This is a genomic window from Actinoplanes sp. GCM10030250 (assembly GCF_042666575.1).
Classification (GTDB): domain Bacteria; phylum Actinomycetota; class Actinomycetes; order Mycobacteriales; family Micromonosporaceae; genus Actinoplanes.
The window spans coordinates 106996-120386 of record NZ_JBHTDO010000009.1 but is presented as its reverse complement, the minus strand read 5'-3'; the positions used below and the strand labels follow the sequence as shown (position 1 = coordinate 120386).

Below are 13391 nucleotides of genomic sequence, written 5' to 3'. Positions count from 1 at the left end.
CCGTAACTCTGAAACGTTTCACGCATCTCGAAAGCCGTTAGCAAGCTGCGAAGCCGTGAGCGGGCCAGTAAAGCCGTGAGCAAGCCAGTAGAGCCGTGAGCAAGCCCCCGTGGACAGGACCGTCATGACCAACCCCGTAGTCAGCGAGCTGATCGCCCGCTCGAACCGTCTCGGCGCCGACCCGCGCACGACCAACTACGCCGGCGGCAACACCTCCGCCAAGGGCACCGACACCGACCCGGTCACCGGCGCCCCGGTCGACCTGATCTGGGTGAAGGGCTCCGGTGGCGACCTCGGCACCCTCACCGAAGCCGGCCTCGCGGTGCTGCGCCTGGACCGGCTGCGCGCGCTGCCCACCGTCTACCCGGGGCTGGAGCGCGAGGACGAGATGGTCGCCGCGTTCGACTACTGCCTGCACGGCCGCGGTGGTGCCGCACCGAGCATCGACACCGCGATGCACGGCCTGGTGGACGTCGCGCACGTCGACCACCTGCACCCGGACGCCGGCATCGCGATCGCGACGGCCGCCGACGGCCCGGCGCTGACCAAGGAGATCTTCGGCGAGCGCGTGGTCTGGGTGGACTGGCGCCGTCCCGGCTTCCAGCTGGGCCTCGACATCGCCGCCGTGCAGAAGGCGAACCCGCAGGCCATCGGCGTCATCCTGGGCGGGCACGGCATCACCGCGTGGGGCACGACGAGCGACGAGTGCGAGGCCAACTCCACCGAGATCATTCAGACGGCCGCGGCCTATCTGGCCGAGCACGGCCGCAGCGCGCCGTTCGGCGAGGTGGTCCATCAGCCTCTGGAGGCAGCCGTACGCAGGGAGCGTGCCGCCGCTCTGTTCGCTGTGGTTCGCGGTCTCGCCTCGACCGACCGCCCGCAGGTCGGCCACTACACCGACAGCGACGTGGTGCTCGACTTCGTCGGCCGCGAGCGCCTGGCCGAGCTGGCCGCCCTCGGCACGTCCTGCCCCGACCACTTCCTGCGCACCAAGGTGAAGCCGCTCGTTGTCGACACCGCACCGGACGCGCCACTGGAGGAGGTCGTGGCCCGGCTCAAGGAGCTGCACGCGGCGTACCGAGAGGACTACCGCGGCTACTACGAGCGGCACGCCACCGCGGACAGCCCCGCGATCCGCGGCGCCGACCCGGCGATCGTGCTGGTACCGGGCGTTGGCATGTTCTCGTTCGGCGCCAACAAGCAGACCGCCCGGGTCGCCGGCGAGTTCTACGTCAACGCGATCAACGTGATGCGCGGCGCCGAGTCGGTCTCCCGCTACGCGCCGATCGACGAGTCGGAGAAGTTCCGCATCGAGTACTGGGCACTGGAGGAGGCCAAGCTCCAGCGGATGCCGAAGCCGAAGCCGCTGGCCACCCGGGTCGCATTCGTGACCGGTGGCGGTTCCGGCATCGGCCGGGCCATCGCGCTGCGGCTGGCCGCCGAGGGTGCCTGCGTCGTTGTCGCCGACCGGGACGCGGCGACCGCCGAGACGGTGGCCCGCGAGATCGGCGGCACCGACAAGGCAGTCGCGGTCACCGCCGACGTCACCGACGCCGCAGCGGTCGAGGCCGCGCTGCGCGAGGCGGTGCTCGCCTTCGGCGGTGTGGACCTGGTGGTCAACAACGCCGGGCTGTCCATCTCCAAGCCGCTGCTGGAGACCACCGAGCAGGATTGGGACCTGCAGCACGACGTGATGGCCAAGGGCTCCTTCCTGGTCGCCAAGGCGGCCGCGAGAATTCTGATCGAGCAGGGGATGGGCGGCGACATCGTCTACATCTCCAGCAAGAACTCGCTGTTCGCCGGGCCCAACAACGTGGCGTACGGCGCGGCCAAGGCCGACCAGGCGCACCAGGTCCGGCTGCTCGCCGCCGAGCTCGGCGCGTACGGCGTCCGCGTCAACGGCATCAACCCGGACGGCGTGGTCCGCGGCTCGGGCATCTTCGCCGGTGGCTGGGGTGCCCAGCGCGCCGCCGTCTACGGCGTGCCGGAGGACCAGCTGGGCGAGTTCTACGCGCAGCGCACCCTGCTCAAGCGCGAGGTGCTGCCGGAGCACGTGGCGAACGCGGTCTTCGTGCTCGCCGCCGGCGACCTGTCGCACACCACCGGCCTGCACGTCCCGGTCGACGCCGGCGTCGCCGCCGCGTTCCTGCGATAAGCACGGCGTTCGATGAGCGAGAGATTCGCCGCGGTCGACCTCGGCGCGTCCAGCGGGCGCGTCGTGGTCGGCCGGCTCGGCGGGGGCGAGCTGACCCTCGACGTGGTGCACCGGTTCCCGAACGAGCCGGTGCGCGTCGGCGGCACCCTGCACTGGGACATTCTCGGGCTGCACCGCGGCATGCTCGACGGGCTGCGCGCGGCCGGGCCGGTGGCCAGCATCGGCATCGACTCGTGGGCGGTCGACTACGGTCTGATCGACGCGACCGGTGCGCTGCTCGGCAACCCGGTGCACTACCGGGACTCGCGCACCGACGGGATCGCCGAGCGGTACGGCGACTTCTACGAGATCGCCGGTCTGCAGACGCTGCCGTTCAACACGGTCTACCAGCTGATCGCCGCACGGGAGACACCGCAGTACCTGACCGCCGAGCACCTGCTGCTGATCCCGGACCTGCTGGCGTACTGGCTGACCGGGCAGGTCGGCGCGGAGTACACGAACGCGTCGACCACGGGACTGCTCGACGTGCGTACCCGGAACTGGTCCGAGTCGCTCGTCTCCGACCTGGGGCTGCGCGCCGGGCTGCTGCCGCCGATCCGGCAGCCGGGCGAGGTGATCGGGCATTACCAGGGCACGCCGGTGGTGGCGGTCGGCTCGCACGACACGGCGTCGGCCATCGTGGGTGTGCCGGCCGCGGGCGCCGATTTCGCGTACATCTCCTGTGGCACCTGGTCCCTGGTCGGTCTCGAGCTGGACCACCCGGTGCTCAGCCGCGAGTCGCGGCAGGCGAACTTCACCAACGAGGGTGGCGTCGACGGCACGATCCGTTATCTGCGCAACGTCATGGGCCTGTGGCCGCTCCAGGAGTGCCTGCGCGAGTGGGGTTCACCGGACCTCGGGCAGCTGCTGACGGCGGCGGCGGCCGAACCGGCCCTGGCGCACGTGGTCGACCTGGACGACCCGGTGTTCCTGCCGCCCGGTGACATGGAGGGACGCCTGCGCAAGACGGCCGGTCTCGCCGCCGGCGACGGGCCCGCGGTGATCACCCGGTGCATCCTGGACAGCCTGGCCCTGGCACACCGACGCGCGGTACGCCAGGCGCGCGAACTCGCCGGCCGAGAGGTGAACGTGGTGCACCTGGTCGGCGGGGGAGCGCTCAACGAGCTGCTCTGCCAGCTGACCGCGGACGCCTGCGCGCTGCCGGTGCTGGCCGGCCCGGTGGAGGCGACAGCGCTCGGCAACCTGCTCGTGCAGGCGCGCGCCGCCGGTGCGGTCGAGGGCGGACTGGATGCGATGCGGGCGCTGGTGCGCGAGACTCAACGGATCGTGCGCTACGAGCCGCGCGGCGACGCCTCCGCCTGGGACGACGCCGCCGCCCGGGCAGGGAGGTGACTGGTGCGGATCGCGCTGTTCGCGACCTGCCTCGCCGACACCCTGTTCCCGGAGGCGGCCAAGGCGACCGTCCTGCTGCTGGAACGGCTCGGCCACGAGGTGGTCTTCCCACCGGCCCAGACGTGCTGCGGGCAGATGCACGTCAACACCGGCTACCAGCGGGAGGCATTACCGCTGGTTAAACGATACGTCGAGACCTTCGACCGGTACGACGTGATCGTCGCGCCGTCCGGATCGTGCGTGGGCTCGATCCGCCACCAGCACGAGATGGTGGCCGCGTCCTACGGCGAGGCGGGTCTCGCCGCTCGCGCCTCCTCGGTGGGCGCGCGCACCTACGAGCTGTCCGAGCTGCTGATCGACGTGCTGAAGGTGGAGGACGTCGGTGCGTACTACCCGCACCGGGTCACCTACCACCCGACGTGCCACTCGCTGCGGATGATCCGGGTCGGTGACAAGCCGCTGCGGCTGCTGCGCCGGGTGCGGGGGCTGGATTTGGTGGAGCTGCCGGCGGCCGAGCAGTGCTGCGGGTTCGGCGGCACCTTCGCGATCAAGAACGCGGAGACCTCCACGGCGATGCTGGCCGACAAGATGACGAACATCGTGTCGACCGGGGCGGACGTCTGCACCGCCGGGGACGCGTCCTGCCTGATGCACATCGGCGGCGGCCTGTCCCGGCTGCGCACCGGCGTGAAGACAGTGCACCTGGCCGAGATCCTGGCGTCGACGGAGTACTCATGAGCGGCACTTTCCTGGGCATGCCGGCGACCGCACCGCGCGGCGTCGGGCACCTGCGCGGTGACCAGACGTTTCCGGAGGCCGCGCACGACGCGCTCGGCAACTCCCAGCTGCGGCGCAACCTGCGGCACGCGACCACGACGATCCGCGGCAAGTCCGGCCGGGTGATCGCCGAGCTGCCCGACTGGCAGGAGCTGCGCGACGCCGGCTCGGCGATCAAGGCCGACGTGATGTCCCGGCTGCCCGAGCTGCTGGAGGCGCTGGAGGAGCGCGTCACCGAGGCCGGCGGCGTGGTGCACTGGGCCGCCGACGCCAACGAGGCCAATCAGATCGTCACCCGCCTGGTCCGGGAGACCGGCTCGACCCGGGTCATCAAGGTCAAGTCGATGGCGACCCAGGAGATCGCGCTCAACGAGGCCCTGGAACAGGCCGGCATCACGCCGGTCGAGACCGACCTGGCCGAGCTGATCGTGCAGCTCGGCGACGACCGGCCCAGCCACATCCTGGTGCCGGCGATCCACCGCAACCGCTCGGAGATCCGGGAGATCTTCCTGCGCGCCATGCCGGGCGTCGACCCGGCGCTGACCGACGACCCGCCGGTGCTGGCCGCGGCGGCCCGGCGCTACCTGCGCGAGACGTTCCTGTCCACGACGGTGGCGGTGAGCGGGGCGAACTTCGCGATCGCCGAGACCGGCACACTCGGCGTGGTGGAGTCCGAGGGCAACGGGCGGATGTGCCTGACCCTGCCGGACACCCTGATCACCGTGATGGGCATCGAGAAGGTCCTGCCCACGTGGCGCGACCTGGAGGTGTTCCTGCAGCTGCTGCCGCGGGCGTCGACCGGGGAGCGGATGAACCCGTACACGACGATGTGGACCGGTGTCACTCCCGGCGACGGACCGCAGAACTTCCACCTGGTGCTGCTCGACAACGGCCGCAGCGCGGTCCTCGCCGACCCGGCCGGACGGTCGGCACTGCACTGCATCCGCTGCTCGGCATGCCTCAACGTGTGCCCGGTCTACGAGCGGACCGGCGGGCACGCGTACGGGTCGGTGTACCCGGGACCGATCGGCGCGGTGCTGTCACCGCAACTGACCGGCGTCGCGGACAACGCCTCCCTGCCGTACGCGTCCTCCCTCTGCGGCGCCTGCTTCGACGCCTGCCCCGTGAAGATCGACATCCCGTCGATGCTGGTGCACCTGCGCAACAAGGTGCCGCACCCGGCGGCGGAGCGCGCCGCGATGGCGACCGCGGCCCGGATCATGAACCACCCCCGGCTGTACGCGAGAGCGCAACGCGCCGCGAAGCTGGCCCGGATAGCCGGGCGGCGCGGACGGGGTCTGCCACCACCGCTGTCGGGCTGGACGGCGGGACGGGATCTCCCGGAGTTCCCGAAGCAGACGTTCCGTGACTGGTGGGCACAGCGATGAGCTCCCGCGAACTGATCCTCGGCCGGGTGCGCGCGGCCCTGCGCGACGCCCCGGTGCCGGAGCGGGTGCCCCGGGACTACCGGCCGGGCGGCCGGCCCGCCGACCTCGAGGTGCTGATCGACCGGCTCGTCGACTACAAGGCCACCGTGCACCGGGTGACCTCCGATGAGGTGGCCGTGACGGTGGCCGGCCTGGTCGGAGAGGGCCACTCGGTCCTCGTACCCCCAGGTCTGCCTGAATCGTGGCGCCCGCACGGTGCCTTTGCCGACGACGGCCTCGCGCCGGACCGGATAGCCGCAGCCGACGCTGTCCTGACGGCCGCGGCCGTTGCGGTGGCGGAGACCGGGACCATCGTGCTGGACGCCTCACCCGACCAGGGCCGGCGGATCATCACGCTCCTGCCCGACGTGCACATCTGCGTGCTGCGCCCGGACCAGGTGGTGGCCGCGGTGCCGGACGCGGTCGCGCGCCTGGACCCGCGGCGGCCGCTGACCTGGATCAGCGGGCCGTCGGCGACCAGCGACATCGAGCTGAACCGGGTGGAGGGTGTGCACGGCCCGCGCAGCCTGCACGTCCTGATCCTGCTCGATTGATTACCTCCCGGGTAATCGCCGTGCCCGGCCCGGACGGTGATGCTCGGGGCATGACTGCTTACGCCATCGCCCACCTGCGGCCGGCCGGGATGACCAACGACGTGATCGACTACATCGACCGCATCCAGGACACCATGGACCCGTTCGGCGGCCGCTTCCTCGTGCACATGGCCGAGGTCGAGGTCGTCGAGGGGGAGTGGCCCGGCGCCGTCGTCGTGATCGAGTTCCCGGACACGGCGGCGATCCACGCCTGGTACGCGTCACCCGCCTACACGGCGATCCTGCCCCTGCGCACCCGCCACATCGACGGCGACGTGATCGTCGTCGAGGGCGTCGGCCCCGATTACGACCCGCGGAAGTCGGCCGCCGCGCTGCGCAGCAGCCTTAATGCTGTGTGACGGATGCCGGGATCACAGCAACGCCAGCAGCGCGGTGGGGCCAGGACGGCCCCACCACGCTCGATGTCTACTGGTTGTGCTCGTTGCGACTTCTTGCCGTCTCGTTGCGGCCGGACCGGATGAAGCTGGATCCGAGAACGGAAGCCAGCGCCCCGAAGACGAACGCGATCACGTTGTTCAGGTATTCGGAGATCGCGTCGGTCTGCTTAGCCAGGATTGTTGCCACCGTCAATGAGGTGAGGCCGGCCAAGAAAAACGTGGCGCACAAGAAGGTGACACAGGCAGCGAGTGTCCGACGGGGCAACCCGTCGGCGTCGCCTTGCACTCGCTGACGCTGCGGTTCGATGAGCCCGCCAAGGGAGGACTCGTTGGGTGGTTCAGAGAATGCGATGGTAGCGTCCCGCTGTTGCTCCTCCCCCCGGCTCGTAGCGGATTCAGGCGAACATCCTCCGCCAATGATCAAGCCGGGGCCGTTTTCGGCCGTCTTTATTCATCTGTTGTCACCCCTTTCAGCAGCTACTGAAAGACGATCCGTTCCATCTCTTGAGTTTTTTCGTCCCTCAGTAGTAACGCTTTGCCGTCTCGTCGTGAATCGTCAAGGAACTTCAGCGTCGAGATGGCCCGGCGCAGGACCTCCGTCATGGTGATGTTGTCCCGATCGGCCATCTCACGCAGTGCTCCGAGTACTTCGTCCGACAGGTTCACAGAAATCTTCTGATATCCGGTCGCCACGCTGTCCTCCTTTCTCCTGTTCAGGTCGGCGCTCGTCGCGGAGGGCCGCGCTGCCGTGTCATTGGACCTTCTTTCCGGCTCATCGGCTCAGCATGGGTGCGGTACGTGCCCGGCGCGGTCCGGCGGTGATCGTTGATTCGGCATTCTTCCGATCCGATCTGCGAGTCATACAGGAATGGTTCTTCCGGCGATGCGGGAAATCGACTGTCCTGTGTTCGCCGGTTCTGGCGGGCCTCGAATCATGCGAATCTGATTCACCTCTTTCGGTTGGTCCGCCTCGACTGCATCGGCCTGGGAGCTGGAAGCCTCAGCCGAGGATGTTGACGGTTTCACTACCACCTCGAACATATACTCGATGCATACCGAAGGAATACCGCGACGCGCGATTACGCCCGAACGGGTTCCTTTGACCGAATGCCGATCGGCGGTGGGACCGGCTCGCCGTGCGCGGCTGGCAAACTTTCTCGGGACGGCTGTCCATGGCGAGCGCCCTCGCTCGTAGTGATGGTGTACCGAGACCGAGGGACACCGAAGGAGCGACCATGAAGTACCTGCTGCTGATCAACGCGGACACCGTCGACGAGGCCGGCAAGCCGCCGGGTTGCGAGCCCGCCGACTGGATGGCGTTCGACAAGGAGGTCAAGGAGGCGGGCATCTTCGTCTCCGGCGAGTCGCTCGCCGACCTGGTCAGCGCCACGACCGTCCGGGTCGACCCGGACGGGAAGCGCACCGTGACCGACGGGCCGTTCGCCGAGACCCGGGAGATCCTGGGCGGCTTCTACGTCATCGACGTGCCCGACCTCGACGTGGCCCTCGACTGGGCGGCCCGCTGCCCCGGCTCGCGGGACGGTTCGATCACCGTCCGCCCGGTCGCGGACTTCTGATCGTGGAGGCGGGGGCTGCCACCTCGATCGAAGCGGTGTTCCGGGAGGAGCACGGCCGGTTGCTGGCGGCCCTCGTCCGCCGCTTCGGCGATCTGGACCTGGCCGAGGAGGTCACCTCGGAGGCGATCGAGGCGGCGCTGACGCACTGGCCGGCCGAGGGCGTACCACCCCGGCCCGGCGCCTGGCTGATGACCACCGCCCGGCGCAAGGCCGTCGACCGGCTGCGCCGGGACCGGGTCCTCGCCACCCGGCTGGCCGTCCTGCAGGTGGAGGCGGACCGGGCCGGGCCGGTCCCGCCGGTGGAACCGGACGCCGACCTGCCGGACGAGCGGCTTCAGCTCTTCTTCACCTGCGCGCACCCGGCGCTCGCCGAGGAGGACCGGATCGCGCTGACCCTGCGCTGCCTGGGTGGGCTGACCACGCCCGAGGTGGCGCGGGCGTTCCTGGTGCCGGTGGAGACCATGGCGAAGCGGATCACCAGGGCGAAGAAGAAGATCCGCGAGGCGCGGATCCCGTTCCGGGTGCCGGGCACCGACGAGTTGCCGGAACGCCTGCCGGTGGTCCTTCAGGCGATTTACTCGATCTTCACCGAGGGGTACGCGGCCCAGCGCGCTGACCTTGCGGACGAGGCCATCCGGCTGACCCGCATCCTGCAGCGGTTGCTCGGCTCGGAGCGTGAGATCACCGGATTGCTGGCGCTGATGCTGCTCGTGCACGCGCGGCGCGACGCGCGTGCCGGGCTCGTGCTGCTGGCGGAGCAGGACCGGGGGCGCTGGGACCGGCGGATGATCGCCGAGGGGCGGGAGCTGGTGGTGACCGCGCTGACCGGTGGGCCCGCCGGTCCCTACGGTGTGCAGGCCGCGATCGCCGCGCTGCACGACGAGGCGGCGGACTTCGCGAGCACGGACTGGCCGCAGATCGTGGCACTCTACGACGTGCTGATGACGATCACCGGATCGCCGGTGGTGGCGCTGAACCGGGCGGCCGCGGTGGCCATGCGCGACGGGGCGCAGGCCGGCCTCGACCTGCTCGACGAGTTGGCGGACGAGCCGCTTCTGCGCGGGCATCACCCGTACCCCAGCGCCCGTGGTGATCTTCTGGAGCGACTCGGCAGGCGCCGCGAGGCGGCCGACGCCTACCGTGAGGCGCTGCACCTGGCCGGCACCGAACCGGAGCGTGCGCTGCTGCGCCGCCGGCTCGACTCAGTCTCTGACCTGCTCGGAGGTGGTGGCGACGGGCGCCGGGCAGTCTAGTCGGCAGTGCGGAGGATGAACGGGCTGTGCCTGCGCGGGCCGGTCCTCGTTGCGGATCGTCACGGCGGCGAGCAGCCCGGCGAGAACACAGAGCACGGCGCAGATCAGCGCCGCGGTGTGGAAACCGGCCGTGAACTTCGTGGCGTCCAGGTAGGCGTCGCTGGTGATGCCCGCAACGCCCGGAAGCACCGCCACCGCGATGAGGGCGGCCGCGCGGGCCACGTCGTTGTTGACCGCCGACGCCACCCCGGCGTTGCGCGCCGGTACCGCCGCCAGCACGGTCGCGGTCAGCGGCGCGACCGTCACGGTCAGGCCGAGGCCGAGCACGAGGACGGCCGGCAGGACCTCGGTGAGGTACGTCCCGGCCGGCCCGATCCGGGTGAACAGCGCGAGGCCGAGCCCGACCAGCACCGGGCCGGCGCTCATCTGGAGCCGTGGCCCGATCCGGGCGGCGAGGGCACCGGAGCGTGCCGACAGCGCGAGCATGATCACGGTGATCGGGAGCAGCGAGATGCCCGCCTGCACCGGCGTGTACCCGGACACCTCCTGGAGCTGGAGCGGGAGCAGGAACAGCGCTCCGCCCAGCGCGCCGTACACGACGAAGGTGACCAGGTTCGTGGCGCTGAACCGGGCGGACCGGAACAGGTGCAGCGGCAGGATCGGCGACGGGGTGTGATGCTCCCAGGCGATGAACGCGGCCAGCAGCACGGCGCCGAGGGCGAGAACGGCGTAGTTCGGGCCCTGGATGAGCCCGAAGGTGATCCCGACCAGGCCGAGCGTGACGAGGACACCGCCGAACATGTCGACCCGTCCGTGCGCGTCCGGATCGCGGGTCTCGGGGATGTGGCGCCGCGCGACGAGGACGACGGCGGCGGCGATCGGCAGGTTGATCGCGAAGATGAACCGCCAGGACGCCGACTGGATGAGCCATCCGCCGAGGAACGGCCCGACGGCGCTCGCCACACCGGTCAGGCCGGACCAGGCACCGATCGCCCGGCCGCGGTCGGCGGGCACGAAGACCGCCTCCAGGATCGCGAGGCTGCCCGGCGTCAGCAGGGCGGCACCGACACCCTGGAGCGCTCGCGCACCGATCAGCGACGGCGCGCTCCACGCCACGCTGCAGAGCAGGGACGCCAGCGCGAACCAGATGATGCCGATCGTGAAGATCCGCCGCTGGCCGTACCTGTCGCCCAGCGCCCCGGCCACCAGCAGCAGCCCGGCCAGGGTCAGCGTGTAGGCGGTGACCACCCACTGCAGGGCCGACATGTCCGCGCCGAACTCGCGGCCGATGGCGGGCAGCGCGATGTTGACCGCTGTCGCGTCGATGGAGGCGACAGCCGATCCGCCGACCGTCGCCGCGAGAACCCACCGGCCCTGCCGGCTGCCATAGGTGAGGAGCACGGGACCATCATCGCCGCAGACCCGGATTCCCATCCGCGTGGGGGCCGGAACAGTAACAATCAGTCACTATGAGCAAGGGAACGGGGCAAACCAGGGCTAAACGGCGGATCCGCTGGATCGGCGCCGCCATCGTCATCATCGGCGCGATCGCCGGGGGAGTCACCCTCGCCATCGCCCGCGACGACGGCACCACGAGGATCGCGGTCGTCGTCGCCGCCGTCGACAAGGGTCAGGTCACCGTCGACGTGGCCACCACCGGCACCGTGGAGCCGGCCTCCACCCGCAGCCTCGCGTTCGTGGCCGGCGGCACGCTGGCGTCGGTGACCGTCCAGGCCGGCAACCGCGTCTCGGCCGGGCAGACCCTCGCCACCGTCAACAACACCGAGGCGGCCGAGGACCTCAGCGACGCCCGGGCGAAGCTCGCCGAAGCCGAGGACCGCCTGGCCGCTGCCAACGCCACAGCGGTGACGGCAACGAGAAAAGCCACAGCATGCGTACGCGACACCGCCGCCACCCCGGGCACGGACTGCGCCACCCTCGGCTTCCCGGACACCGGCGCCGACCCGGTGCTCGACGCCGAGCAGGAGGTCAACAGCGCCGAGAAGGCGGTGGACGACGCCGAGGACGCCCTGGACGGCACCGTCATCAAGGCGCCCATCGCCGGGACCGTGGTCGCCGTCGCGGGCAGCGTCGGTGACCAGGTGCGCGCCGGGTCGACCGTGATCAGCCTGGCTGACACGTACCGGATGCAGGTCAGGGCCGAGTTCCCGGAGGCGGACGCCGGCTCCCTGGCCGTGAAGCAGGCCGCCACCGTCACCCTGGCCGGTTCCGACGCCCCGATCGAGGCCTCGGTCGTCCAGGTCGACCCGGCCGGCACCTCCGACGGCACCCTCGTCCGGTACGGCGTCCTGCTGTCCTTCACCGACTCGCCCGACGGCCTGCTCGTCGGGCAGAGCGCCCAGGTCAAGGTCCGCACCGGTACGGTTCCCGCGGCGGTACGCGTGCCGTCCACAGCGATCCATGACGTCTCGGGTGACTCCGGAACGGTCCTGGTGCGCTCCGGAAACCGGTCGCTCGAACGCGCCGTGGCCGTCGGGCTCCGCGGGGACCAATACACCGAGATAACCGACGGACTGGCCGAGGGCGAACACGTCGTACGTTCCTGGTGATGATCGAATACCAGCGAACAAGCCACCACGAACCGGTCGGACCGGACAGAATGACGGGGTGAATGCCCTACGTCGTCCCAGCACGGCGGTCAACGCACTGCTGGCCCTGTTGATCGTCGGTGCCGCTTTCTGGGGGTACACCCTGCTCCGGGGCACCTCGTCGGAGAGCGGGGCGAACGCCTCCGGGGTCCGCACGGTGACCGCCGCTCAGGGCACCGTCACGAAGACCGTCACGGCCGACGGCACCGTGCAGAGCGCCGCCACGGCGACCGCGACCTTCGGCACCTCGGGCACGGTCACCGCCATCAAGGTGAAGGTCGGCCAGAAGGTCTCGGCGGGCGCGCTGCTGGCCCGGATCGGTGCCACCGGCGCGAAGCGGCAGCTGGAACTGGCGAAGGCCGACCTGAAGGCCGCCGAGGACGCGCTCGGCCGGGCCGAGGACGCGGGCACCGACACCACGAGCGCGGTCAACGAGGTCACCCGGGCGGAACTCGCTGTCGACGAGGCGGAGGCGGCTGTCGACGGCACCAGGCTGACGGCGCCGATGGCCGGGACGGTCGTGGCGGTGAACGGATCGCTCGGCGGGTCGTCCTCGCCCGCCGCCTCTGCTGGGGGTGAATCCCCGGAGGGCTTCGTTGACATCGCCGATCTGGGGAAGCTGCAGATCACGGCGGCCTTCTCGGAGGCTGACGCGACGGCCCTCAAGCAGGGGCAGAGCGCGACGATCGCCTGGAACGCGCTGGAGGGTGCCGAGAGCACCGGTCAGGTCGTCACGGTCGACCCCACCGCGACCTCCTCGTCCGCCGGTGCGGTCACCTACGGGGTCACGGTGAGCCTGCCCCACCCGCCGGACGGCGCGAAGCCGGGGCAGACCGTCACCGTCTCGGTGGTCACCGGCAGCGTCGAGAACGCCGTCCTGGTGAACTCGGCGGCCGTCACCGCGACCGGGAACCGGCACAGCGTCACGGTGCTGAACAGCGCCAACCGGCAGGAGGTGCGGCAGGTCCAGGTCGGTCTCGAGGGCGATGACGCGTACCAGATCACCTCGGGCCTCACCGCGGGTGAGCGGGTCGTCGTGCCGACCACCTCGGCCACGACGTCCACCACCGGCCGCGGGACCGGGTTCGGCGGCGGTGGCGTCGCGCCGGCCGGCGGCGGCCTCAGCGGCGGAGGCGTCGCGCCGGCCGGCGGCGGCCTCAGCGGCGGAGGCGTCGCGCCGGCCGGCGGCGGTGGGACGGGCGGTCGCTGA

General features: G+C 70.8%; 13 protein-coding genes. 10 read left to right on the top strand and 3 right to left on the bottom strand.

Annotation, left to right across the window (positions count from 1 at the left end; translation table 11 throughout):
• The first annotated feature begins 124 nt into the window (after positions 1-124).
• From ACFQV6_RS14660 to ACFQV6_RS14635, 6 genes are read left to right on the top strand one after another with little or no spacing between them, the layout of a single operon-like run.
• A complete protein-coding gene (locus ACFQV6_RS14660) occupies positions 125-2155 on the top strand; it encodes a bifunctional aldolase/short-chain dehydrogenase (protein WP_378028005.1) in 2031 nt (676 codons plus the stop codon).
• A gap of 12 nt (positions 2156-2167) precedes the next feature.
• Positions 2168-3547, top strand: coding sequence for a rhamnulokinase family protein (locus ACFQV6_RS14655; RefSeq protein WP_378028004.1), 1380 nt, complete (start codon positions 2168-2170; stop codon positions 3545-3547).
• Positions 3548-3550: 3 nt separating this feature from the next.
• Positions 3551-4285 (top strand): (Fe-S)-binding protein, encoded by a 735-nt coding sequence (locus ACFQV6_RS14650; RefSeq protein WP_378028003.1) that lies wholly within the window; start codon positions 3551-3553, stop codon positions 4283-4285.
• Positions 4282-5712, top strand: a complete 1431-nt coding sequence (locus ACFQV6_RS14645; protein ID WP_378028002.1) for a LutB/LldF family L-lactate oxidation iron-sulfur protein — start codon at positions 4282-4284, stop codon at positions 5710-5712. The genes ACFQV6_RS14650 and ACFQV6_RS14645 overlap by 4 nt, the downstream gene beginning before the upstream one ends.
• Positions 5709-6305 carry a lactate utilization protein C gene (locus ACFQV6_RS14640; RefSeq protein WP_378028001.1) on the top strand — a complete coding sequence of 199 codons (597 nt, stop codon included), beginning with the start codon at positions 5709-5711 and terminating at the stop codon, positions 6303-6305. Before ACFQV6_RS14645 ends, ACFQV6_RS14640 begins: the two co-directional genes overlap by 4 nt.
• Positions 6306-6355: 50 nt before the next feature.
• Positions 6356-6703: a DUF1330 domain-containing protein gene (locus ACFQV6_RS14635; protein WP_378028000.1), complete on the top strand. Its 348-nt coding sequence runs from the start codon at positions 6356-6358 to the stop codon at positions 6701-6703.
• 67 nt (positions 6704-6770) lie between these two features.
• On the opposite strand, the gene ACFQV6_RS14630 is transcribed toward ACFQV6_RS14635, so the two are convergent.
• Both ACFQV6_RS14630 and ACFQV6_RS14625 read right to left on the bottom strand, forming a co-directional pair.
• A complete protein-coding gene (locus tag ACFQV6_RS14630) occupies positions 6771-6929 on the bottom strand; it encodes a hypothetical protein (protein WP_378027999.1) in 159 nt (52 codons plus the stop codon).
• Positions 6930-7219: 290 nt separating this feature from the next.
• Positions 7220-7435, bottom strand: coding sequence for a ribbon-helix-helix protein, CopG family (locus ACFQV6_RS14625; protein WP_378027998.1), 216 nt, complete (start codon positions 7433-7435; stop codon positions 7220-7222).
• Between the two features lie 542 nt (positions 7436-7977).
• Between ACFQV6_RS14625 and ACFQV6_RS14620 the strand changes: the two genes are divergently transcribed.
• Together ACFQV6_RS14620 and ACFQV6_RS14615 are read left to right on the top strand one after the other, a co-directional pair.
• Entirely contained in the window at positions 7978-8319 is a 342-nt protein-coding gene (locus tag ACFQV6_RS14620; protein WP_378027997.1) for a YciI family protein, read from the top strand.
• 2 nt (positions 8320-8321) lie between these two features.
• Positions 8322-9572 carry an RNA polymerase sigma factor gene (locus tag ACFQV6_RS14615; protein ID WP_378027996.1) on the top strand — a complete coding sequence of 417 codons (1251 nt, stop codon included), beginning with the start codon at positions 8322-8324 and terminating at the stop codon, positions 9570-9572.
• Here ACFQV6_RS14615 and ACFQV6_RS14610 read toward each other — a convergent pair.
• Positions 9522-10973, bottom strand: coding sequence for an MFS transporter (locus ACFQV6_RS14610; protein ID WP_378027995.1), 1452 nt, complete (start codon positions 10971-10973; stop codon positions 9522-9524). The genes ACFQV6_RS14615 and ACFQV6_RS14610 overlap by 51 nt on opposite strands.
• A gap of 68 nt (positions 10974-11041) precedes the next feature.
• On the opposite strand from ACFQV6_RS14610, the gene ACFQV6_RS14605 reads away from it, so the two are divergent.
• Together ACFQV6_RS14605 and ACFQV6_RS14600 are read left to right on the top strand one after the other, a co-directional pair.
• Positions 11042-12142: an efflux RND transporter periplasmic adaptor subunit gene (locus tag ACFQV6_RS14605; RefSeq protein ID WP_378027994.1), complete on the top strand. Its 1101-nt coding sequence runs from the start codon at positions 11042-11044 to the stop codon at positions 12140-12142.
• A 58-nt stretch (positions 12143-12200) separates the two neighbouring features.
• Positions 12201-13391, top strand: coding sequence for an efflux RND transporter periplasmic adaptor subunit (locus tag ACFQV6_RS14600; RefSeq protein ID WP_378027993.1), 1191 nt, complete (start codon positions 12201-12203; stop codon positions 13389-13391).

What these genes read in the sequence shown, in the direction of transcription:
- ACFQV6_RS14660 (WP_378028005.1), top strand. Translation starts at nt 125, where the DNA reads ATGACCAACCCCGTAGTCAGCGAGCTGATCGCCCGCTCGAACCGTCTC.
- ACFQV6_RS14640 (WP_378028001.1), top strand. Translation starts at nt 5,709, where the DNA reads ATGAGCTCCCGCGAACTGATCCTCGGCCGGGTGCGCGCGGCCCTGCGC.
- ACFQV6_RS14635 (WP_378028000.1), top strand. Translation starts at nt 6,356, where the DNA reads ATGACTGCTTACGCCATCGCCCACCTGCGGCCGGCCGGGATGACCAAC.
- ACFQV6_RS14655 (WP_378028004.1), top strand. Translation starts at nt 2,168, where the DNA reads ATGAGCGAGAGATTCGCCGCGGTCGACCTCGGCGCGTCCAGCGGGCGC.
- ACFQV6_RS14620 (WP_378027997.1), top strand. Translation starts at nt 7,978, where the DNA reads ATGAAGTACCTGCTGCTGATCAACGCGGACACCGTCGACGAGGCCGGC.
- ACFQV6_RS14645 (WP_378028002.1), top strand. Translation starts at nt 4,282, where the DNA reads ATGAGCGGCACTTTCCTGGGCATGCCGGCGACCGCACCGCGCGGCGTC.
- ACFQV6_RS14605 (WP_378027994.1), top strand. Translation starts at nt 11,042, where the DNA reads ATGAGCAAGGGAACGGGGCAAACCAGGGCTAAACGGCGGATCCGCTGG.